The sequence below is a fragment of the Microcoleus sp. D3_18a_C4 genome (genome assembly GCF_036702415.1).
Taxonomy (GTDB): Bacteria; Cyanobacteriota; Cyanobacteriia; order Cyanobacteriales; family Microcoleaceae; genus Microcoleus.
Map to the genome: position 1 here is coordinate 81,479 of NZ_JAUBTI010000009.1, position 22,259 is coordinate 103,737.

18 protein-coding genes are annotated in these 22,259 nt (G+C 46.2%); 7 read left to right on the plus strand and 11 right to left on the minus strand.

What is annotated here, in order from left to right:
- The first annotated feature begins 259 nt into the window (after positions 1-259).
- From QUB16_RS07250 to larE, 3 genes are all read left to right on the plus strand, one after another.
- Positions 260-1,033, plus strand: a complete 774-nt coding sequence (locus tag QUB16_RS07250; RefSeq protein WP_333315165.1) for an ABC transporter permease — start codon at positions 260-262, stop codon at positions 1,031-1,033.
- A gap of 162 nt (positions 1,034-1,195) precedes the next feature.
- Positions 1,196-1,975 carry a Uma2 family endonuclease gene (locus QUB16_RS07255; RefSeq protein WP_333315166.1) on the plus strand — a complete coding sequence of 260 codons (780 nt, stop codon included), beginning with the start codon at positions 1,196-1,198 and terminating at the stop codon, positions 1,973-1,975.
- Between the two features lie 135 nt (positions 1,976-2,110).
- Entirely contained in the window at positions 2,111-2,938 is an 828-nt protein-coding gene (gene larE / locus QUB16_RS07260; protein ID WP_333315168.1) for an ATP-dependent sacrificial sulfur transferase LarE, read from the plus strand.
- A 471-nt stretch (positions 2,939-3,409) separates the two neighbouring features.
- Here larE and QUB16_RS07265 read toward each other — a convergent pair whose 3' ends face one another.
- The gene (locus QUB16_RS07265; protein WP_333315169.1) at positions 3,410-5,275 is read right to left on the minus strand and encodes a polysaccharide biosynthesis/export family protein; all 1,866 of its coding nucleotides are present in this window, start codon (positions 5,273-5,275) and stop codon (positions 3,410-3,412) included.
- 333 nt (positions 5,276-5,608) lie between these two features.
- On the opposite strand from QUB16_RS07265, the gene QUB16_RS07270 reads away from it, so the two are divergent.
- The gene (locus tag QUB16_RS07270; RefSeq protein ID WP_333315171.1) at positions 5,609-6,298 is read left to right on the plus strand and encodes a class I SAM-dependent methyltransferase; all 690 of its coding nucleotides are present in this window, start codon (positions 5,609-5,611) and stop codon (positions 6,296-6,298) included.
- A 59-nt stretch (positions 6,299-6,357) separates the two neighbouring features.
- Here QUB16_RS07270 and QUB16_RS07275 read toward each other — a convergent pair whose 3' ends face one another.
- The 3 genes from QUB16_RS07275 to QUB16_RS07285 all read right to left on the minus strand — a co-directional run bounded on the left by QUB16_RS07275 (position 6,358) and on the right by QUB16_RS07285 (position 7,338).
- Entirely contained in the window at positions 6,358-6,705 is a 348-nt protein-coding gene (locus tag QUB16_RS07275; protein WP_333315172.1) for a type II toxin-antitoxin system RelE/ParE family toxin, read from the minus strand.
- Positions 6,705-6,959 (minus strand): hypothetical protein, encoded by a 255-nt coding sequence (locus tag QUB16_RS07280; protein ID WP_242716968.1) that lies wholly within the window; start codon positions 6,957-6,959, stop codon positions 6,705-6,707. Before QUB16_RS07280 ends, QUB16_RS07275 begins: the two co-directional genes overlap by 1 nt.
- Before the next feature lie 76 nt (positions 6,960-7,035).
- A complete protein-coding gene (locus QUB16_RS07285) occupies positions 7,036-7,338 on the minus strand; it encodes a hypothetical protein (RefSeq protein ID WP_333315173.1) in 303 nt (100 codons plus the stop codon).
- Positions 7,339-7,446: 108 nt separating this feature from the next.
- Between QUB16_RS07285 and QUB16_RS07290 the strand changes: the two genes are divergently transcribed.
- The 3 genes from QUB16_RS07290 to QUB16_RS07300 all read left to right on the plus strand — a co-directional run bounded on the left by QUB16_RS07290 (position 7,447) and on the right by QUB16_RS07300 (position 10,308).
- Positions 7,447-8,577 carry an endonuclease NucS domain-containing protein gene (locus tag QUB16_RS07290; RefSeq protein WP_333315174.1) on the plus strand — a complete coding sequence of 377 codons (1,131 nt, stop codon included), beginning with the start codon at positions 7,447-7,449 and terminating at the stop codon, positions 8,575-8,577.
- Between the two features lie 177 nt (positions 8,578-8,754).
- Positions 8,755-9,393, plus strand: a complete 639-nt coding sequence (locus tag QUB16_RS07295; RefSeq protein ID WP_333315175.1) for a histidine phosphatase family protein — start codon at positions 8,755-8,757, stop codon at positions 9,391-9,393.
- Positions 9,394-9,540: 147 nt separating this feature from the next.
- Complete coding sequence (locus QUB16_RS07300) at positions 9,541-10,308, plus strand: YebC/PmpR family DNA-binding transcriptional regulator (RefSeq protein WP_333315177.1); 768 nt, start codon at positions 9,541-9,543, stop codon at positions 10,306-10,308.
- Between the two features lie 9 nt (positions 10,309-10,317).
- On the opposite strand, the gene QUB16_RS07305 is transcribed toward QUB16_RS07300, so the two are convergent.
- The 7 genes from QUB16_RS07305 to QUB16_RS07335 all read right to left on the minus strand — a co-directional run bounded on the left by QUB16_RS07305 (position 10,318) and on the right by QUB16_RS07335 (position 22,028).
- On the minus strand, positions 10,318-10,920 hold the full coding sequence (locus QUB16_RS07305; RefSeq protein ID WP_333315178.1) for a Uma2 family endonuclease: 603 nt from the start codon (positions 10,918-10,920) through the stop codon (positions 10,318-10,320).
- Positions 10,921-11,040: 120 nt separating this feature from the next.
- A complete protein-coding gene (locus QUB16_RS07310; protein WP_333315180.1) occupies positions 11,041-12,915 on the minus strand; it encodes an adenylate/guanylate cyclase domain-containing protein in 1,875 nt (624 codons plus the stop codon).
- A 159-nt stretch (positions 12,916-13,074) separates the two neighbouring features.
- Positions 13,075-16,383, minus strand: a complete 3,309-nt coding sequence (locus tag QUB16_RS07315) for a PAS domain S-box protein (RefSeq protein ID WP_333315181.1) — start codon at positions 16,381-16,383, stop codon at positions 13,075-13,077.
- A 377-nt stretch (positions 16,384-16,760) separates the two neighbouring features.
- Positions 16,761-19,880, minus strand: coding sequence for an AAA family ATPase (locus QUB16_RS07320; protein WP_333315183.1), 3,120 nt, complete (start codon positions 19,878-19,880; stop codon positions 16,761-16,763).
- A 64-nt stretch (positions 19,881-19,944) separates the two neighbouring features.
- On the minus strand, positions 19,945-20,286 hold the full coding sequence (locus QUB16_RS07325; RefSeq protein ID WP_333315185.1) for a type II toxin-antitoxin system PemK/MazF family toxin: 342 nt from the start codon (positions 20,284-20,286) through the stop codon (positions 19,945-19,947).
- Positions 20,279-20,608 (minus strand): hypothetical protein, encoded by a 330-nt coding sequence (locus tag QUB16_RS07330; protein ID WP_333315186.1) that lies wholly within the window; start codon positions 20,606-20,608, stop codon positions 20,279-20,281. Before QUB16_RS07330 ends, QUB16_RS07325 begins: the two co-directional genes overlap by 8 nt.
- 310 nt (positions 20,609-20,918) lie before the next feature.
- On the minus strand, positions 20,919-22,028 hold the full coding sequence (locus tag QUB16_RS07335; RefSeq protein WP_333315187.1) for a hypothetical protein: 1,110 nt from the start codon (positions 22,026-22,028) through the stop codon (positions 20,919-20,921).
- Between the last annotated feature and the right edge of the window lie 231 nt (positions 22,029-22,259).

The window sequence follows — 22,259 nt, forward strand, 5'->3', positions numbered from 1 at the left end:
CGATCGGTATAGGGGGAGAGTGGGAGAGTCTGAGAGTCTGAGAGTGGGAGAGTCTGAGAGTCTGAGATGGAAAAAATCCTCCTTCTTCCTTCTTCCTTCTTCCTTCTTCTCTCTTCCTTCTTCCCTCTTCCCTCTTCCTTCTTCTCTCTTCCTTCTTCCCTCTTCCCTCTTCCCTCTTCCCTCTTCCCTCTTCCCTCTTCCTTCTTCCTTCTTCCTTACACTAAAGTATGGCGAAAGTTTTCAGCGGGTTAATAACTAGATGAATTTGAGAAGAATCTTGACAGTCGCGACCAATGTATTTTGGGAAGTAATTCGCGATCGCATCCTTTACTTAATTATTATTTTTGCTCTGTTGATGGGCGCCTCGGTACGGTTGATACCCGAATTGGCGGCGACAACCGAAAAGAAAATTATCTTAGATGTCGGTTTGGCTGCTATGAGCATTCTCGGTTTAATTGCCACAGTCTTTGTGGCTACCGGATTGGTCAACAAAGAAATTGAAAAGCGCACTGTTTACCTGTTAGTTGCTAAGCCGATAAGTCGGGCTGAGTTAATTGTGGGCAAGCACTTAGGGCTGTCGGCGGTGCTGGCCGTGCTTGTAGCAGCAATGACTGTTATCTATCTGGCTATTCTGAGTTTGAGCCGCATTCCTTTCCCTTTGGAAAGCATTTTAATCGCTTCGCTGTTTATCTGGTTTGAGCTGTGTCTGATGGCTGGTGTCGGGATTTTATTTGGGGTTTTTAGCAGTTCGCTGTTGGCAACTTTACTGACATTTGGCGTTTATTTAATGGGACATTCGACGCGGGATTTAGTAGCTTTGGGCAAGTTAACTAAAAATCCTGGCATTGAACAATTGATGATGGGACTTTATCTGGTTTTGCCGGATTTAGCCAGATTCAATTTGAGAAACGATGCTGTTTACGGACAAGTTCCTTTCTTGGCAGGTTTGATTACAGATGCTGGCTACGGTTTGCTGTATGTGGTGCTGCTGTTGTCAATTGCGATCGCCATATTTTCCCGTAGGGAATTTTAAAACGCGCATTCGGCACCTTCAGGGTAATTGTTTGTAGTGAGGACTTTATTCCTCACTACAAACCAATTTTATTATCTACTTAGCGCGCTAAGATATAGAGAAGGTTATCGATCGCCCATCTCGACTAAAACTCAAACTTTTATTGGTAAAATGAGGTGACTTATGACCACTGTAATTCACAAACCGATATCGCAGCTCAAGATTACTTGGCCTCTGCTACCCGATGATTTCATCTTACCAGACGACCCTGTAGACGATATAGACCATCCCTTGCTAGCTAACGGTTTGCGCCAGTCTGTAGTGGATTCCCCGGAACTAATGCAAGACGCACTAATAGTTTCTAATTTTGCTTTGTGCGCTGCTGTGGACGATCGCACTATTTGCAAAGCCCCAGACTGGATGTACGTGCAGCCGGTTCAAAAGAGGCCTCACAACTATCCCCGCCGCAGTTACACGCCTCATACCGAAGGAACTGTCCCTTTTGTAGTGATGGAATTTCTATCAGCTACTTACGGCGATGAATACTCTGTCGAACACACAGAAGAAATCGGCAAGTGGTTTTTTTACGAACAAGTAATCAAAGTTCCTCGCTATGTCATTTTTCGACCGCATACAGGCAGAATAGAAGTTTATGCGCTTGAATCTGAGCGTTATGAAAATCAAAATCCTGATGAAAACGGCCGTTATTTAATACCTGGATTAAATCTATTTTTGGGAGTGTGGCAGGGAACTCGCGAAGGTAGAACAGGATATTGGCTGCGCTGGTGGACGGCGGGCGGAGAACTGCTTTTGTGGCCGGAAGAAAGGGCAGAAAATGAACGCCAGCGGGCCGATCGCCAACAGCAAGACAAAGAGTTAGCCGAGACGCTGCTGGAACAGGAAAGACAGCGAAATCAAGAGCTTTTGGCTCGATTGGCAGCCCTCGGTATCGATCCCGAATAGCATTAGAAGTCCGATGGAAGTCGGAAGAAGGAAGAGGTTCGAGGAAAAAGGGGAACCCGATCGAGATCTGCTTTCTTCATCCTTCTTTCTTTAGTTGGCTTTCTTACTTATATGTTGGTAAAAAAAGGTGAAATTATGTTAATAGAAAAACTTGAAGAATTAAAAAATATTTTCGCACAAATGGAACGGGCTTTGATTGCCTACTCCGGCGGAATTGACAGCACTTTGGTGGCAAAAATCGCTTTTGATGTGTTGGGCGATCGCGCTTTGGCAGTGACGGCAGTTTCCCCGTCTTTACTGCCAGAAGATTTAGAAGATGCGCGGATTCAAGCAGCAGAAATTGGTATTGCCCACGAGGAAGTAGAAACTCAGGAAATGGCAAATCCCAATTATACCTCTAACCCAATTAACCGCTGCTATTTCTGCAAAAGCGAACTGCACGATACTTTGAAACCCCTAGCACTAGCAAAGGGTTATCCTTATGTGGTGGATGGGGTTAATGGTGACGATTTAAAGGATTATCGTCCCGGAATTCAGGCGGCAAAGGAACGCGGCGCGCGATCGCCCTTAGCAGAAGTAGGAATCACTAAATTTGAAGTGCGGCAATTGGCAAAAGAATTGGGTTTGCCTTGGTGGGACAAACCGGCTCAACCTTGTTTGAGTTCGCGCTTTCCTTACGGCGAAGAAATCACCGTTGGAAAGTTGCAAAGAGTGGGGCGCGCCGAACGGTATTTGCGGCAGTTGGGACTGAAAAATTTGCGAGTGCGATCGGATGGAGATACGGCACGCATTGAGTTACCTGCAGAGGAGATTAAGGAGTTTGTGCTAAATACCGATTTGCCTGCATTGGTGGCGGTGTTTCAGGAGTTTGGTTTTGTGTACGCGACTTTGGATTTGGAGGGGTTTCGCAGTGGCAAATTAAATCAGGTTTTGCAGCCGGAATTGTTGAGGGGGAAAGGTTGATTAATTTTCCACACTACAAAAAATTTCTCATGATTGATGTAGTTTGGGACATGGAGAAAGCGGAACAATGTCAATCGAACCTTTACCTTTGATGTAGCAACTTATACCTTTCAAGGCTCGAATTGTTAGGATTACAGGACTTACGCAAAAGTAACGTATTGCTGTCGCCCAGCGAACTCAGTGAAGCAATCTCGGCGTTGCTTAATCAGGGTATGAAAAAAATAACTTTAAAATCCAAAAGCTTTGTGGATACTGGTTTCTATGACGGGCATATTTAGCCTTTCATACCGTAAATCAGCAACGCCTTGGATGTTTGCCGTAGATTTGGGATGTGCCATGTAATAGCAAATCTGGTTTTAATACCCCCTTTATTTGTTAGTCCCCCTTTGCTCAAACTTCGTTTGACTCTATGCAGCGGTTTCAACCGCCGATTCATAAAGAGGGTGGCTAAATTTCAACGCCCGAGTCTTATCAGGGAGTAGTTGGCTGAATTTGCTGTGGCTGCATTTGCTGCTGCTGATTCTGGAGCTGAAGTTGCTGCTCCTGGATTTGAATTTGCCGATTCTCAAGATCTATTTGCCGCTGTCTGTCTTCAAGCTGCAGTCTTCTGTCTTCAAGTTGCAGTCTTCTGTCTTCTGCTTGCTCCAATCTATCTTGACGTTGTTGCTCTCTTTCTAGCAACCGGTCTTCACGTTGCTCTTGTCTGTCTTGACGTTGTTCGCGAAGCTGTCTGAGCTGATTTCGTCGCTCGAAATCCCCTCCCAAAAATAAGTTTTGAAAAGCGTTGATAGTTGCTTGAAACCCAGTAAAAACGCCGCTAACAGTGTTAATTCCAGTTGCTACTCCTGTTATTGGCTGCAAGAATCTGTTGATATTGTCTGCTACCCTAGCATAGCCCGATCGCGCTACCAGAATCACATCGTTGTTGCGGAGAGTTGGGTTATTATTAGGATTCAACCCTTGAGCAAAATCCACCTCGATCGTGCGGCGAGAAACAGTACCGTTGGGGTTCAATCGCAATAGTTCTACCTTGTCTTTTTTAGCCCGCAATTGATTGAAACTGCCTGCGGTCAGCAAAGCTTGGTGCAGGGATGTACTAGGCCGCACCTCCAAAGCCCCAGGCCTAATTACTTCTCCTACAATATTGATGCTAATCGCGTTCGGAGAAAAACTGCTATTTGCGACTTGAGAAACTTCAGCTAAGTCTACAGTAGCTGCTGTCGGGATAATTACGCTATCTCCTTCTTGCAGCAAAATATCTTGAGTTGCGTCGCCTTTTTGCAGCAAATCCCACAGATTTACCATGATAGTTTGTTCGTTGCCGCCTCTGACTCGGCGGCGGATTTGCACGCGGCGAATGTCAGCTTCTGTAGTGATACCACCAGCAATTTTCAGTGCTCTAGTTATTGTTGGTAAGCCCACAACTGCTCCTTGCTGCTGGTCGATAGATACAAAACTCAACTCTGTTTGTTGGTTGCTCGATCGCACATCCGAAGCAAATACAGTATAAGGCCCCGGCCGGTTTACTTCCCCGACAATTACCACGCCAATTGGTTTAGTAATATCAGCGGAAAAATTAGCACTGGCTCTTTGACGAACTTCTTGAGTATTAAGGGCCCTTGCTGTCGGTACAAAAATTGTATCTCCATCTCGAATCGTGACATCTTGACGCAAATTTCCCGTGTCTAAAAAATCCTGCAAATCAACAGTAGTAACTTGCTCCGGCCCGCCTCTGCGGGGACGGCGAATTTGGACATTTCGCATATCTCCTGCTGATGTCACCCCTTGTGCAAGTTGCAGCATTTCCATCAAAGTCGGGAATTTTACTCCTCCTCCATCTCTAGTGGGATTAATCTTGTAGGAACCCGGGCGAGTAACTTCACCGGCAAGACCTATATTTAGGGGGCGAGCGACTACCAGAGTCACGGTAACAACGGGAACGTTGATGAAGGGTTCGTATCGCTGGGTAATGACATTAGCAGCTTGTTGCAGCGTCAACCCTTGAATTGAGACGCTGCGAATGATTGGCAAATTGAGCGTCCCGTCAACTAACACTTGATATTCTCTGCTGAATTCAGGAACGCCGAATATCTCTAAAGCAATGCGATCGCCCGACCCTAAAGTATAAGCTGCTTCTTGTGTCAGCGAACCAGAATTGCCGCTCGCCGGCAAACTCGAACCCGCAGGTGGCGGCGGCGGTACTCTCGGCCTGTTTGGGTTAGGAGTGCCTGCAGGAGTTCTGACGGCAGGCAACTGAGCTATACTGGGCAGCGAACTCAATAGCACCAGGAGTGCTGACAAACTCAGACTTGTAGCGGTTTGAATGGTATGTTTCATCTTTCTTTCCTGGTTGCAGCCTGCCATTGAACAAGAGCAATTTAGCTAGTGGATTTTAGTTTATTTTCCCTGCTGTCCAGTGTAGCCTCGCTTCGCTGCAAAATCCACAGGTGGAATCATAAAAATTGTGCGATCGCACTTAACTATTTTGCACCTTGTTTGTAAAGAAACTGTAAAGCCCGCCAACTGTTCTCAGGATTAGGCTCTCGTTTGAGCAAAATTCTTCACACATAACTCGGGATACAAATCAACCCGCCACAGAAAGGAGATAGGAAAAAACCGCCCTGATTTGAGGTAAAATATTAAATAATTCTATCTGCGGGACAAAGACAAGTGTCACTAAAATTGGATAAAGTAATTCCCTGGGGACGCTGCTTGGATGAATACATAGGAATGTTTAGCTTGACATCAAGTGACCTCAAGCTAGCAATTCTTGATTGTGCGGGCGGCCCGGCGAGTTTCAATGCCGAAATGACTCGCCAAGGTAAAAAGGTAATTTCTTGCGATCCAGTTTATCAGTTTAGTGCGGTGGAAATTGGCGATCGCATCCAAGAAACATATCAAACTGTGATTGACGGTGTTAAAGCCAATTTAGACGGCTACCTGTGGAATAATTTTGAATCGCCCTACCAGCTAGGCGAAGTGCGAATGAAGGCGATGCAGGAATTTTTAGAAGATTTTCCATCTGGCTTGCAGCAAGGCCGCTACCTGAATGCTGAGTTGCCAGTTTTGCCTTTCGAGAACGGTCAATTCGATTTAGCTTTGTGCAGCCATTTCTTATTTGCTTATTCTCACCTACTTTCCGAAGAATTTCATCGGTCAGCAATTACAGAAATGTGTCGGGTTGCGAAAGAAGTCCGGGTATTCCCTCTATTGCAGAGTTTTAGCGGGGAGGAATCCGATCACTTAAACCCGATTCTCACAGAATTGAAAAAGAGAAGTTTTAGTGTAGAAATTCAAGAGGCTCCTTATGAGTTTCAAAAAGGTGGGAATAAGATGCTGCGAGTTAGGGGGCGAATGTAATTGGCGGCTGCGGAGGGCATGGCAATTTGCGATCGCTTATTTCAAAAAAATTAGATAAGCTAAGCATAAGGTCCTGCCTCATCTTGGGGTTCGCCAATCGCACGCTGGAGTGCATGGCGAATGTGGATAATCCTCACCGTTGGTATGGGTTGATCGTCAAAAATAGTGAATAGTATGCGATACGTGGTTTTACCACTTCCATACAGAAGCTGGCGAATCTCTGGGCTGAAAAACGCGTTTTCACGGGCTAAAACACAACGACGCGGCATTTCTTTCAGTGAGGAAATCGCTTTAATCAAACCCTGATACCATGCTTGAGCGCGTTCGGGAGTCGTGAATTGGGAAAAGTTCAGAAACGCTGCATCAGCTTCAGATTGAGCTGTACTGGAAAAGTCAATGCGATACATTATGCTTCCAAAGAAAGTCCGTATTTCTGGTTTTGTCTATCGACAAACTCTTCCAGAGTAGAAAACTGACCCCGATCGAAGTCATCAAGTCCGCGTTGAATCCCTTCTAATGCCTCGAAGAAATCGCTTTCATCAAAGCTAAGTCCGAACGCGATAACAGCTAGGGTAACGCTGGTTATATCTTGTCCTGTACTTTCGGCCCGTTGGCGCAGCAGTGCTTCGATTTGGGGGGGTAAGGTGAGTGTAAGAGTCATAAAAGTTATGATGAATGGTTAACTTTATTTTCTAACTTTATTTTGGCATAGGTAGCCAAAACGATCGCTTCCTAAACTATCGGCCCATTCCTGAACCAGATCGTGCTCTTCGGCCCGTCTTGTTTTTCTGGTAATCTTGCAAGGCTGCGAGACTCAAGGCGATCGTTTCTTCTTCGCTGAGGGGTTGAAACTCGTTTGCGGTGTCAATTTCTCCCCACTGATATCCCTCCGTTTCCTCGGCCATTTCTGCGATTAACCGTTCAAAGTCGCTGAGATCAATACCGTTGGACTGATTCAGCCATGAAAGCACGATCGCCTTAACCGAATCGCTGGGCATGGCTTGAATTTTGGCGTGGAGTTGCTTTATAGATTGAGCCATTGGACAATAGAGAGTGACTGATTTAATTTTAGCGCAGTGTCAAATAGTTGTGGACACGATAGCGCACAGTTGCGGTAAAATTGGTTAAAGACTTTAAGAACTGTCAAAATGCTAAGTAGCGCCGCATTGAGAAAAACAGGGTCTGGGTGGGAATTTGCAAATGAAGAAGCCTTAGAGGATTTTGTCGAAGTTCACTTGCAAAGTTTGCTCGGTTTAACAGTCATCAAGCGGCAATTCACTGTCAACGAGCAAAGATGCGATCTTATAGCGGTGGACGAGAAGAAACGGTTAGTTGTGCTGGAGTTGAAAAACGGCGAAGATAGATATGTCGTTCAGCAGTTAACCCGTTATTACGATGCTTTGTTGGAACACAAACCTTTTGCCGATCGCGTAGATTATTCTCAACCCGTTCGCTTAATAGCAATTGCGCCAAAATTTCACAGAGATAATTTTACAGACAGGAAGTATCACGGGCTATTTTTTCAATTTTTGCAATTTGCGATCGTTCCTGATGAGGAAAAATTATATTTACACTTTAAAGATGTAGATGCCGAACATATTGCACGAGTAGAGATTACATATCGAGAACAATACAGCAACGAAACTCTATCTGAACCGCCAAGGTTGCTTTTAAAATTTATGCAAGAATGTAATGAAACTGAACGCGAAGGAGTTTTGAGCGTTCGCAGACAGATTCTAGGCTGTGATAGACGGGTCAAGGAACTTACTGACTCTAGTAGTATTAAGTATGGTTTCGGCAAAAATAAATTGATTGCTGAATTTAGATTTGATGCCAGACGAAATAGCCCTGCAATGTTTTTATGGCTGCCACTTCCCAGAGGATACAACAATAATAAAATCCTAGCTAGAATGAGAATTTGGACGAATTGGGAAATAGTCACAGATACAGGTTATATTCGGAAGGGAATTGGCATAATGGTTAATGAGGATGAGTACAAAGTAGGTATGGTTTCTCCTTCAGCTAAGTTAATGCCTGATACCTCCTATAGGGCATTAGGTGCCAGGGATAAATTTTTGAATGATCCAGCATACAGAAAGAATTATGTTATGAATAATTTGGCATTTTATGTGAGCAAGTATGGACGAAACTACCGTCACGGTTCGCCGTTAGCGATGTCCATAACATACTATTTTAAGATAATTGGAAAAAGTGACGAATCCACTTCTTTAGAAAGAATAGTTAATTTAGCTTTAGAATCAAGATTGGTAAAACTCTAACTTGGAAGAATTAACAAACCCGATCGCACCCCATCACCCATTACCAAATCCACCATCCATCTGCGTCTATCTGCGTGCATCTGCGGTTAAAAAAAATCTCATCAATAGCTTCGCAACAAATCAAATTACCCAACTTTGATATAATATTACACCTAGAAGCAAAACTCAAACCAACTCATGCCACAAACAGTCTGGATCGCACGACACGGAAACCGCATCGACTTCGTTAACCCCGACTGGTTTCTCACCGCAGAACACCGCTACGACCCCCACCTTTCCGAAGACGGTCACATTCAAGCTAAACAACTCGCAAATCGCCTCAAAGGTGAAGGAATTTCTCATATTTTTGCTTCCCCTTTTCTGCGAACTGTCCAAACAGCAAATCACGCGGCAGAAGCTCTCGATTTGTCAATTAAACTAGAGTGGGGACTGTGCGAATGGCTAAATCCTGAATGGATGACAGAAATGCCGGAAACTGAGTCCGTAGAAGCTTTGTGCCGGCGTTTTCCCAGGATTGATGCTTCCTACAAAGGCGGTATTGCTAATTATCCCGAAACAGGGGAAGCTTGTCTCAAAAGGGCGGGGGAAACTGCTAAACGCCTCGCGGCAGAGTTTCCCGAAGATATGTTATTGGTAGGTCACGGTGCGTCGGTTTTAGGAACTGCGATCGGGCTGGCGGGCTGTGCTGAAACGGAAATTAACGCTTCTTTGTGCTGTTTGGTGAAAGTGGTGCGGGGTGAGGGAGAATGGTCGATCGCACTTAATGGCGATACTTCTCACCTGACTGACTCTGAAACCGCGATCCGGTTTAATTAAAGTTGAGATTCGTGCGAAAAATCGCATTTTATGCTATGTGTGTAAGGTGCGCTGCCCGGTGCACCCTACGTTAATCTGATTTGTCCGAATCTGGGTGTTATTGTTTAATGTCGATCGCACATTTTAAATCGAAAATCTCAAATCGGTATGGCTGGACACAGTAAGTGGGCGAATATTAAACGCCAAAAAGCTAGAGTTGATGCCGTTAAAGGCAAGGTTTTTGCTAGAATATCTCGCGAAATTATTGTCGCGGCCCGCAGCGGAGTTCCCGATCCCGCTGGCAATTTTCAACTGCGGACGGCTATTGAAAAAGCCAAGGCGGCGGATATTCCTAATGAAAACATAGAAAGGGCGATCGCCAAAGGTGCCGGCTTGGCGGGAGGAAGTTCGGAATTAGAAGCTATTCGCTACGAAGGTTACGGCGTTGGCGGGGTTGCTATTCTGATTGAAGCGCTGACAGACAATCGCAACCGCACGGCGGCTGACTTGCGAGAAGCTTTTAGTAAAAATGGCGGCAACCTGGGCGAAACTGGTTGTGTGGGCTGGATGTTCGACCACAAAGGAGTTTGTACGGTAGGCGGCCCGATTGATGAGGAACAATTGTTTGAAGCGTCGCTAGAGGCGGCTGCGGAATCTTATGATTTGATATTAATTGATGAGGATACTGAAGGTGCAGAGGTATTTACAAGTGTGGCTCATTTGGAACAACTGGCTGATGTTTTGAAACAAAAAAGTTTTGCAGTTTTGCAGTCGGAAAATCGCTGGATTCCGAGCAATACAGTGGAAATAGACACTCCTGAAAAAGCTCGATCGCTCCTGAAGTTAATGGATGCACTGGAAGATTTGGACGACGTGCAAAGTGTGACGGCGAATTTTGAAATGACAGATGAATTGATGTCTTTGAGTATGGTGTAACGATCTAAATCACCAGATTTTTGCCATCCGCAAGACAAATCCCGGTAACTCTGGATCTGCGCTGACTGTTTCAGGATTATCTAAGATTTCAGGTTCGGGATTGGGACGGTAGATGTAGACTTTTCTGTTTTTGCGATCGAGCAAAAAGCCGAGCGATACACCGTTCTCAATATATTCTTGCATCTTGTTTTGCAATCCCTTGAGAGTGTCACTAGCAGACCGCAATTCAATCACAAAGTCTGGACAAATCGGTGCGAATGAGGCTTTTTGTTCTTCAGTTAAGGCATTCCAGCGCTCTAGTTTAATCCATGAGGCATCGGGGGAGCGGGTTGCTCCATTCGGCAAGGTAAAGCCTGCACTGGAGTCAAACGTTTCACCTGTGCCATCTTGTTCTGCCCAGTTCGCAAGTTGCTGAGCAATTTTAATGTTGCGATTCCCTGTATCTGAAAAGGCTGGTGACATGATAATGACTTCCCCACTGGCAGTACGCTCAATTCTTAAATCGCGATTAACTATACAGAATTCATAGAACTGTTCCACAGTCATCGATTGGATCGCAGGGAAATTGACCGTCAGTGGGACGCTTTCGGTTTGAATTAGCAGCGTCGTCATGGTTTTTCCTCAGTTGGTGCAGGGGTGATAGAATACCTTGAGCTTATCATATCTTAGCTTTGCGATCGAAAGTCTTAGTCGATCGCGGATTCGGAGACTCGTATCCGTTTTGGGGCTGACTTAATAATCTTTTTTCCCAGTCAGCAAATAAGTAACCATGTATCCCTTGCCCTTAACTTGAATAGCGCCGCGCTTCTGAAAAGTATATTTATCTTTTAATATCTCGTAGGTTTCGGCGGTGACTTGAATGCAGCCGGTAATCCCGTGGGATTCCATGCGCGAAGCAATATTTACTGTGTCGCCCCAGAGATCGTAAATAAACTTTTTTAAGCCGATCACGCCGGCAACGACAGGCCCACTGCTAATCCCGATCCGAATGCTGAAAGGTTCCGAATGTTCTAAACTCAGCAGCCTAATTTCGTGCAGCATATCGATCGCCATGTTCGCCACCGCCTCGGCGTGATCGTCTCTGGGCGTAGGCAAACCACCGACAACCATGTAAGCGTCACCAATAGTCTTAATTTTCTCTAAACCGTGGCGATCTGCCAAGTGGTCAAAAGCCGAAAAAATATCGTTGAGCACTTCCACCACCGCCGTCGCTGAAATTCTCGACGAAAGCTCTGTAAACCCCACAATGTCGGCAAACATCACAGTTACTTCCGCAAAACTTTCGGCGATATTGTGTTCATTATCCTTCAAACGCAGGGCGATCGCTGCGGGCAAAACGTTCAGCAGCAGTTGCTCGGATTTAGCTTGTTCGAGTTCCAACTGTAGGTAAGCAGCCTGCAACTGTTCGGCTTGGCGAATTCTTTCTCCGGCTAGCTTTTCGATTTGGGCGGTGCGGCTCAAAGCTGTCAGCATATATGTCACCGGAATCAGAGTCCACAGCATCCCCATCGTCAGAGTTCCCCAAGAGCGCCAGTGCTTGCGAAGCCTGCGGATTTCCGGCGTTGCCGACACGTACATAGACCACTGGCGGCCGCTAATTTTCAGCCGCCTTCTGCAAGCTGTATAGTTCGGGCCTGGATTGTCAAGAATCGGGCAGTTTTGCATCAGGGCTCGGTCAGCAGTGGCTGATGCTGGAAGCACTTGTTGGCTCGCGGATTGGAACTGCACCGCAAATTGCTGAATTTGGCCCTCAGCAGGGAGATTTTTGAGAACCGGGTTGGCCCTTTGCGGTAACAGCGAGGCTGCTTGTTGCTTGTCTGGAGCTTCGCTAACGAGATAAATATTGAGGTAGTCGGTATTGCGTCCTTTTAAAGAGGTTTGGAAAATATCTTTGCCTCGAAATACGCCCAGAACAAATCCTTGTAGCCGTTGGCGACGGGATTCCAGGGTAGTCGGTTTACTGCTGTTTTCGTAAATCGGAACTAGGGCCAAAAGACCTAGTTCCGGGGAATTGCCCTGAGTTAAGCCGATGTAGTTGGTGACAATCATTTCTCCTGTATCGCGCCCTCGATCGAGCGCGGCGCGGATTTCTGGGTGGGAGGCGAGGTCAAAGCCTAATACTGTCTCGTTTCCGGCTGGTGGTTCGACGTAGAAAGCCGGGAAGTATTCGGAACGCTGGAGGGCCTTGCGGAGTTCTCCTCGCGGGTCGCGCTCTGTAATCTCGAAGCTGGGCTCTGTTTCGGTTCTAGCTTTGGTTTCGTAGTTGCGCCGCTCGGAATTGGGGACGCGGGGGGCCCAAGCCAGGAGTTGCAGGCTGGGGTGGACGGCTAGGGGACGGGCGACAAACCGGGCAAAAGAGGAACGCTCGACGGCGCTGAAGGCTTTCATGTAGTCGCTGAGGGCGAGAACAGTATCTAAGTCGGAGTTGAGCTGGCGTTCGATGCCGATCGAAATATCGTCAATGCGGCGGTGCATTTCGTAGTCGCGGCGCTTGTCTTCCCAGTCCCAAACCAAGGCAAATGCCAGGGCCGACAGTCCGACACCCAAACCCAGCGTCAACCCGGCTGGAATGTAGCGAGACCAGGATAAAGGTAGTTTTTTCAGCATAATTGCCTAGCGAATAAGGGCAGCAGATTAGCACACCGCTGAGTGCGATTTGTTCCGGTCTCTGAGTGCGGTTAATTCAAAACCCTGATAACTCAAGCACCGAGGGCAATTGGGAATTAAAAGTTAAATATTTAAACTTTTTGATTAATGGACGATCGCTCAGCAGGGGATTTCAATCCAGAATTCCGCTCCCTGTCCGGGCGCACAGATGCACCGCAGGCTTCCCTTATGTTTTTCTACCACAATTTGATGGCTGATGGATAATCCCAAGCCGGTTCCAGCCCCTACGGGCTTGGTGGTGAAGAAGGGGTCAAAGAGCCGCTTGCGAACCTCTTCGCTCATTCCCGGGCCACTGTCGGCGATGCAAATTACAATGCGATCGCAATCACTGAGCTGGTTTTTACTGTGGCTTTCCCACCCGGCTTTTTTCATGAGGGTGCGAATCACGATCGTCCGACGTTCCCGTTGGTTTTCTAGAGCGTCGATCGCATTGCTGATAATATTTAGGAATACCTGGTTTAACTGACCCGCACAACAGTAAACTTTGGATATTTTTCCGTATTCTTTAATAATTTCAATCCCGTTTTTTATACTTCCCTGATGCAATCTGTGCTGCAATATTAACAGTGTACTGTCAATTCCTTCATGAACATCTACCAACTTCATTTCAGATTCATCCAGTCGCGAAAAGTTCCGCAGCGACAACACAATCTTACTGATTCTTTCTACTCCTACTCTCATGGAATTTAGCATTTTTGGCAAGTCTTCCTTCAGAAAATCCAACTCTAACTCCTTGACTTTTTCAGCAATCTGAGGCACTGGAGACGGGTAGCATTCCTGGTAGAGACTTAACAGTTCAATTAAATCGTGAAAATAGGTGTAAGTGTGAGAAATATTGCCGTTAATAAAAGTGGCAGGATTGTTTATTTCGTGGGCAATCCCAGCCACCATCTGACCGAGACTCGACATCTTTTCGGATTGAACTAATTGGATTTGAGCGTTTTGTAGCTGTTCGTAGGCTTCTTGCAATTGGGCGGCTTGTTTTCTTAATTGAGATTCGGAAGCTTGGAGTGCGGCGGCGGAAATTTTGCGGTTGGTTATATTTTCAATCATCCCTAAATTGTAAATGGGTTTTCCTTCGCCGTCTCGAATCAAAGTAGCTGTCACGTTTACCCAAACAATTTTACCGATAGCGGTAATCTGGCGGAGTTCGATTTGATAGCTATTAATTTCTCCCCGATCGAGAGAAAGAGCAACTTGGAGATTTTTGGGATAATCTTCGGGATGCCCCAGTTCAATAAATGTTTTGGCGAGCAATTCGGCTGCGGTATATCCCAGCATATCGCAGTAAGTTTTATTGACTCGCACTAACTTGTTATCATCTAAATTAGCTAAGTAGATAGCGATGGGTGCATCTTCAAAAATTGTGCGAAATAGTTCCTCGCTGGCCCGGACTTTAGCTGCTAGGGAAAGCCTATCGGTGATGTCTTCAAACGTAGACAAAATGCCGACAACATTGCCGGAATTGTCGTGTAAAGGTATTTTATTTGTATCCAGACAGCACTGCGTGCCGTCGGCTTGCATTTTGGATTCTATGATGTGATATTCCGGGGTGTTGGTTGCCATGATGCGGCGGTCGCAGGCTCGAAAAAATTCTGTTTCTTCGGGCTTCCAGGGCATATCGAAGTCGGTGAGACCGGCGATTTCACTGGGGTGATTGAAACCTGCAACTTTGGCAAAGTTTTTGTTGCCTCCCAAGTAAACTAAATCTCGATCTTTCCAGGCGATTAACTGAGGGATGTTATTGATTACCAACCACAGCATATTTTGGGATGTTTCCAAGGCTTCCGTGCGTTCTAGGACGCGCTTTTCAAGTTCTTGATTGGCTTGTTGCAGGGCGATTTTTGACTGGCCCAGGGCGATTTCTGCTAGCTTGCGATCGCTGATGTCGATTGTCACTCCCTCCCACAGTATATCGCCCCCCGGCTGCATTTCGGGGCGGGCAATGCCGCGAATCCATTTCAGTTTTCCCGATCGGGTTACGATCCGCCCTTCATATATCCAAGGTTTTAAAGTTTGGCCGGAAATTGCGATTGATTCTAGCATGGGTTTTAGGTCTTCTGGATGCACCGTTGCCCAAATTAAAGCGGAGTTTTGTTGAAGTTTTTCTGGCTCTAATTCGTAGAGTTCCCAACAGCCTGAACTCACATAAATCAATTCATCGGAACCGTCGGGATGCAGCAAGTATTGATAAATCATTCCCGGCAGGTTGGCGGCCATTTTTTGGAATCTAGCTTCGCTTTGGATCAGTGCTGATTCTGCAAGTTTGCGATCGCTAATGTCAATCAACAAGCCGTCCCAAATAATGTTATCTTTTTCGCCCGGTTCTGGTCGGGAAGCCCCGCTAATCCACTTAATCCGATCGCCCGGAAAAACAAATCTGCCTTCCCACCGCAAAGGTTCTAAAGTTTTAGCTGAGATAGCAACTGATTCATGGAAGCTGGGCGCATCGTCTGGATGAATCATTTCGATCGCGGGCATAGCTGAATTTTGGAGTACAAGAGGTTCTAATTCCCAGAGTTCGCGGCAGCCGGAACTGACGTAGGGGAATGACATAGTGCCGTCTGCTGCTAACTGAAATTGATAAATCATTCCCGGAACGTTGGCTGCTAGTTTTTGAAACCTCGCTTCGCTTTGCCGTAGTGCGGTTTCTACTTCTACGCGATCGGTAATATCGTAAAATGCCGATAAAATTGCTGCTTCGCCGTTAAAATTAATCGCTCGCATCGACATTTTTACCCAAAACAAACTGCCATTTGCTTTCTTGAGACAGATTTGTTCGCTGTCGCTAAAGCCGTTTTGTTTTACTAATTCTATCAATTGACGGCGGTCATTGATATTGGCATAAAGTTCATTTTTTTTGCGTCCTATAAGTTGTTCGTAACTCACACCTAAACTTTCTCCGAGGGCTGGATTTGCATACAAAATTACGCTATCTTGTAGGCGCGTAATTGACAGGGGAACGGGAGTCACAGTGGCGATCGCCCGCAATCTTTCTTCGCTTTCTTCCCTGGCTGTTTCGGCTGCTACTCTTTTGCTAATATCGTTCTGAACTCCGATAAAATGAGTTAATTTTCCCTCATTGTCTAGGATGGGGGAAACCATTAATTCGTTCCAAAAAGGAGTTTTGTCTTTGCGATAATTTTTGAGAACTACCTGAATTTCCGTTCCCGATCGTAAACTGCTGCGGAGTTTATCTAATTCGCTCCGATCGGTATCGGGGCCCTGCAAAAACCGGCAGTTGCGTCCAATAACTTCTTGGGTACTGTAACCGGTCAGTTTCTCAAAAGCAGGATTGCAGTAGATTATAGGTGTGTCAGGCTTGCGAGCATCCGCGATGAGGATGCTGTTGCTCGACGCTGCGATCGCCCGTTCTAGGAGAGTCAGGTTGAAAGAGTCTGTTGTCATCGGTGGCAATATTCACGCTCCTGCGGAGCGGACAGAAGAATAAAAAACTATACACACCTTAAGCTATTCTTATTCTATAATCTTATTTTTAATTTAGCTTTGTTAACAAAGTCAGCAGCCCAAAAAAGTCGGCGAGGGAGACGACTAATACCATTTTAGATGTTAGATTTTGGATTGGCAATGACTGATTCCATCATGGTTTAGATGATGGGTCTACAGTTGCCTTCTTTTGGGAAATTAGTATCACCGAAGGCATTAGGCACTTATCCAGAAAACAGAAGGTAAAAATACCGAATTCCCAAAGAAAATAGAAGGTGAAAATACTGATATGTTAAACTTTTTTTCTTCTCCTCCTTCCATCCGGTTCGTCAACCCTTTTAAATAGACAAGCTGATGCAAGAACCCTGAGCAGTTTTGCTTACTTCAATCCTGGCTTGAAAAGCTTCTTTCAGGTGGGGCATATGGGTAACGGTGAGAATGCAGGCGAAGTCGGAGGCTATCGCATTAATTGCAGCAATCAGCCGATCGCACCCTTCAGCATCCTGAGTGCCGAATCCCTCATCAATAATCAACATTTGCAAAGCCGTGCCCGCCCGCTGAGACAGCAGTCTCGCCAGCGCCAGCCGAATCGCAAAATTAATCCGAAAAGCTTCACCGCCCGAATAAGTTTCGTAGGCGCGAGTACCGCGAGCATCAGCAATTAAAATGTCTAAAGTGTCAATCAATTTAGTTGCTTTTTTAGAAGCAGCAGCCCGCTGAGTAATAAATTGAACGTGCAATTGATTCGCGCTCAATCTCGACAATATCTGATTTGTTTCAGCTTCGAGTTGAGGCAAAACATTTTCAATCATTAAAGCTTGAATGCCGTTTTTACCAAAGGCTTGACCCAACTCTTGATAAACTCGCTGCTGGCGTTTAGCAACTTGCATTTGCTCTTTTTGAGCTACTAGCTGAACTTGCAGATTTTCCAGATTTTGCTGCTGCTGCTGGAGGCGTCCGAGACTTCCCAAATGTTGGTCTAGCTGCTGGCGGCGGCGACTGATTTGCTGTTCGATCGCACTTATGCGGGCTGTGGGATCGGGATGTTCTTGCAACTGCTGGTTCATCGCGGAAGTTTGAGCGCTGACAGCTTGCAAATCTCGATCGCGCACTGCGATGGAATTTGCTATTTCATTAACCCGCTGCTGCACTTGCGGGTACTGCACAGTTGCCGATCGCAATTTTTCGGCGCGGGCGATCCACAACTGCGATCGGCGCATTTCGCTCCGCACGTGTTCGTGCTGTTCCAAATTATAGCCAATTTCCGCAATGTATCTATCTAAAGATAGAATTTCCTGCTGTATTTCCGAGCTATTTTTTTGCTGTTCTAACTGTTGCTGTACGGTGGCTAATTGAGTTTGCAAATCCGGGCGGCGGGCATTAATTTTATTCAGTTTCTGCTGAGCGTCTTTGATTTGAGCTTGCTTAATTTCCGCCCACCGCAAGCGCTTTTCATCGCTGCGGGCGAGGGAGTGGCTGCGATCGCTATAATTGAGCTGTTGCAGTTGCTGTTCGATTTGCTGGAGTTCGCCCAAATCCTCGGCTGCATACTCGCCAGTCCGTAGCAACCGCTCTATTTCTGCAGCGTCTTGACGCATACTTTGCAGTCGGTTTTCATCTTGGCTCAGACTATCTAATTGTGCTTGTAAATGACTGCGACGTTCCCGCAATTCTTGATAGGGCGCTAATTCCTCTTCTAGTTCGCGGTATTCATGTCTGAGAACTTGAATTTCGCGCTCAGAGACGGCCAACTGTTCGCGGACAACCCACAGTTGGTTCCAGATTTCCTGCTGTTGGGAGTGGTGTTTTGTGACTACCAAATTCCAGTAGTGTTCGTCTAAAGGTCGATCGCACAAAGGACAATTGCCAAAATTTGCATCCCGCACCATTAAATGCGAATTCGATGGCTCGTTTTCCGCAAAATTCGAGGATTTACCTTCGCCTGCGGTTTTTTCTCCTTCATGTTTCCGCAGCAGTTGCAGTTTTTGGTCGATTTCAGCGAGTCTGGTTTGATAGTCGCGGCTTTTGGCTTGCAGGTTTCCTAGAAAGTCGTGCCTTTCTTGACCTTTTTCGCGGACTCGCTGCTGATAAACTCGCTTGTTTTCCAACTGCAAAATTTGATTGGCGATGGCCGAGATTTCCTGCTGTAATTGCGGCTGTCGCTGCTGCTGCTGAACTTGCACCTGTCGGTTGATTTCCTCTAAGCGGGCGGTTAAACCGGCGCGGGCGCGATCGAGCTTTTGTTGCTTTTGCTGCTGCTGTTGTAGCAGCGGCGAAACTTGCAGTTGCAGTTGCTCTAGTTCGTTGAGGCGCGATCGAACTGCTTGCAACTGTGCGAGTCCTTTGTCAACATCCGGCTGCTGTTTGAGAATTTCCAGAACATCTTTTTCATCTTGTTCTAAAACCTCTAATTGAGCTTGCAACTGCTGAATTTTGCTTTGCAAAAAGCTCAGTTCTTGCCGCTGCTGTTCTTGCAATTGCTGGCGCTGATTTTGGGCTTGTTGGTTAGCTTTGAATTTGCCAGCCAGACTTTCTTCTGTGGCTTGCAAGCTGTGGAAATACGCGATGCCTGCTGTTATTTCCTTTTCTTGTTCTAGGAGGGCTTGCAGCTCATTTTGCTGCTGTTTGGCTGCGCTGAGTTCTTGCTGCAAGCGGCGGCATTCTTGAGTGATATTGTAGTGCTGTTGCTGGTGGCCGGCGAGGAGTTTTTGCCAAGTTTGGCGGTTGTGGTGCTGGAGTTGCAGTTGCTGTAACTCGGTTGTGTCGGCTTGCTGCTGCTGCTGAAGCAAATCGGTTGCTTGCTGCAATTGAGTTTGTTCTGAGGCGAGAGCCTCTTTTTGTTGGAGTTGCTCTTGTACGGTTAGCAAACTCTGTTTGAGCACTTCGACTTGAGCTTTAAACTGTTTGGAGGTATCCTTGGCTTGGTCGGATAAAGTATCGTAGGAGTCGAGTTTGAGCAGGTTGGCTAAAACTTGTTTGCGTTCGATCGGCTTTTTGAGCATAAATTCATCAGCTCGCCCCTGCCGCAAATACGCCGAGTTGATGAAAGTATCGTAATCTAGTTTGATGTGTTCGAGGATTTTTTGCTGAGTTGTTCTCAGCCCCTTGTCTGTGAGCGTGCGAAAATTAAGTTTTTCCTCACTCTCGGCAGAATTCAAGCTGACTTGAAATTCCAAACTTCCCGATTGTCCGCGTCGGCGGTTGCGAATCACCCGGTAGATTTGGCCGCCGGTGGAGAAAGTGAAATCAACGCGCACATCAATTTCGCCGATATGGATGATATCGTCTTCCGTATCGCTGCGGCAACAGCCCCAAAGTGCCCAGGATATGGCTTCTAAGAGGGAGGATTTGCCAGCACCGTTAGGCCCGCAAATGCAAGCGGTGTGCAGGCCGCGAAAGTCTAAAGCAGCTTCGCGATAGCTGAGAAAATTTTTGAGTGTAAGTTGTATAGGAATCATTTAGGCCGCCGCGCCGTACAATCTATCTATAAATAACATTATTTGTACGCTGTTGCCTAGTTATTCAATCTAGATCCAGAACTATTGTCAGTGCTTCGGAAATGTCTTCCATAATTTTCTCGGACAGGGTTCCGAGTTGTCGGACAAATCTTTGTTGGGAGACGGAACGGACTTGAAAAGTATCGGCGGCGGAGAGTTTCGCCAAGCCATTTTCTGATGTCGGTTCGAGCTGCACCATCCAATCAAGCGGGGAAAAAAGATCGTTCCATGCTGTAATTGGAACAATTACTTTGAGCCGCAAATTTCCCACTTCATCATCGCTGACAACCACAACAGGTCTAGTTTTGCCAATTTCATCTCCCACCGTTGGATCTAGTCTGACAAGCCAAATTTCGCCCTTACGCATTAGTTTCTACCCCTGCGCTCAGATATTCTTCCTCTGAATCGAAATACGGTTCGCTGTCGGGCGACCACAAATCGTGCAGCGGCCCTCCTGGTTCATACAAAGGAACTGCTGCTTCTGCTGCGGCTCTGAGTCTCCGCTTTCTCTCAACTTTGCGCTGGGCTTTTTCTTCTATTTCTTCGCGCATCATCCGCGAAGCTGTTTCGATGATTTCTAGGCGTTCTTCTGCTGTCAGATTTTTGAGTGCTGCTAAGATTTCTGTTTTGGTCACGGTTTTTTCGGGTGGTTGGTGAGAAAGTGCGATCGATCTCATATGTTGCACCATTTTCAAGAACAGGCTTTTCGGCCTGTTCCACAAAGAGTGAATTTGATTGTGGGATGGGCATCCTGCCCGTCCATAAAAAGCTTATTGAAAATGGTGCAAGATATAAGATCGATCGCACCATCATTATATCTTTCACAAAAATCAATATCGCCGCTCTGTGCTGATGACGCACCCTACATTACCGGTCTGTGCTTATGGCGCACCCTACATATCGCATAGGCAGATTTTCCATCATCAAAAAGGGTTGACTGTATTCCTACAGCCAACCCCGCGCTTATTTATTTGTCCTGCGTTTGCTCAAACAGCAACACTACCGGGCAATATTCGGGAACGTATAGCCGACACCGACCAACAATCCCACTTCAGCTCCGTCTACAAAACCAATATTCAGTCCGGCTGTGGCTGTAAAATTTCTCGTCAGCGGCACATCTACACCCCCCGAAATCAGGAAGCCCAAAGTACCGTCATCCCCGGTAGAAATTATCACGCCAGCACCTGCATAAGGAGCAGCAGTAATCACAAAATCCTCGGTGACTTCGACGGTATTTTGAGATACAAAATCGAAGGTAACGGGAACTAGAAAAGCTAAGTCGTCCTGGAACAAAACAGTCGGTCTCACCGACAAATTGTTTGTCAAACCGATTTTGCTAATGATGGCAAATGAACCGTCGCCTAAGGCTGAATCTCCGCCAAAACCTAGATTGCCGCCAATCCCGATGTAGCTGGGCCCAGAACGGGTAGCTCGGCCTGGTCGGATTTGAGTTCCTTGAGCTACTTTTTCAGTTTGTTCCGAGACAGTTGCCGGTTTTTCAGCAACTTTCGGTTGGTTTGTCAAAGCTGAGGCGGAAGTGCTGACAGGATTGCTCAACAATTCTTGTGCTGTTTGGACTTCTTTTTCTTCCTTCGTTGCTGTTACTTCCAGATTATTGGTCTGGGCAACAATTGAGGTAGGTCGATCGCTCTTTTTGGCAGCCTCGACTTTTGGCTGCACTTTGACACCATTATCAGCAATTTTAGCGGTTTCTTCCGACTTTTGGGTCTCAGCAGCAATGGATGTATTTTGCGCTGTTTCTGTCTCAGCAATTTCAGATGTTGCTGCTTCCGATTTTTCGGGTGCAGCCATAGATACTTGCGAGTTGCCGGCCGGTTCAGAGGCTGCTGGCTCTGCCGCTTCTGTTAGTTCGCTCCAAGTGATTGAATCAATTTTTTTATTACTAGCCGTTGTTTCGGCGTCGGGTTTAACTGCTGAAGTTGCCGTCGGCTCAGAAATTTGGTCAATATTTTGAGCTGCGATTGTTGCAGTTGTAGCGACATCGGGCAAGTTGCCAGTTTCAGCTTTCGCTGACATGGTACTGCAACAAACAGCTAAAGCTGCAAGATTTATTAACGCAAAAGTAGACTTGGAAAATAGACTATTCATAGAAACTCCTCAATGAAGGGGGTGTTAAAAGTGTAAGTGTTTGAGGGCGAACATCGAGAGCTTTGCTCAAAAAAGACACAAATATGAGTTGTGTTGTTCCTAGATTCCCATTTTACTGTTGAATAGTCAACTCTCAAGCTGATTAGATTCAAGAACGGACGGCGGGTTTAGAGGCTAATTTTAATTTACCGATCGAGCGCCAAAAAATCAATCCTAGGGATGATTTCATCC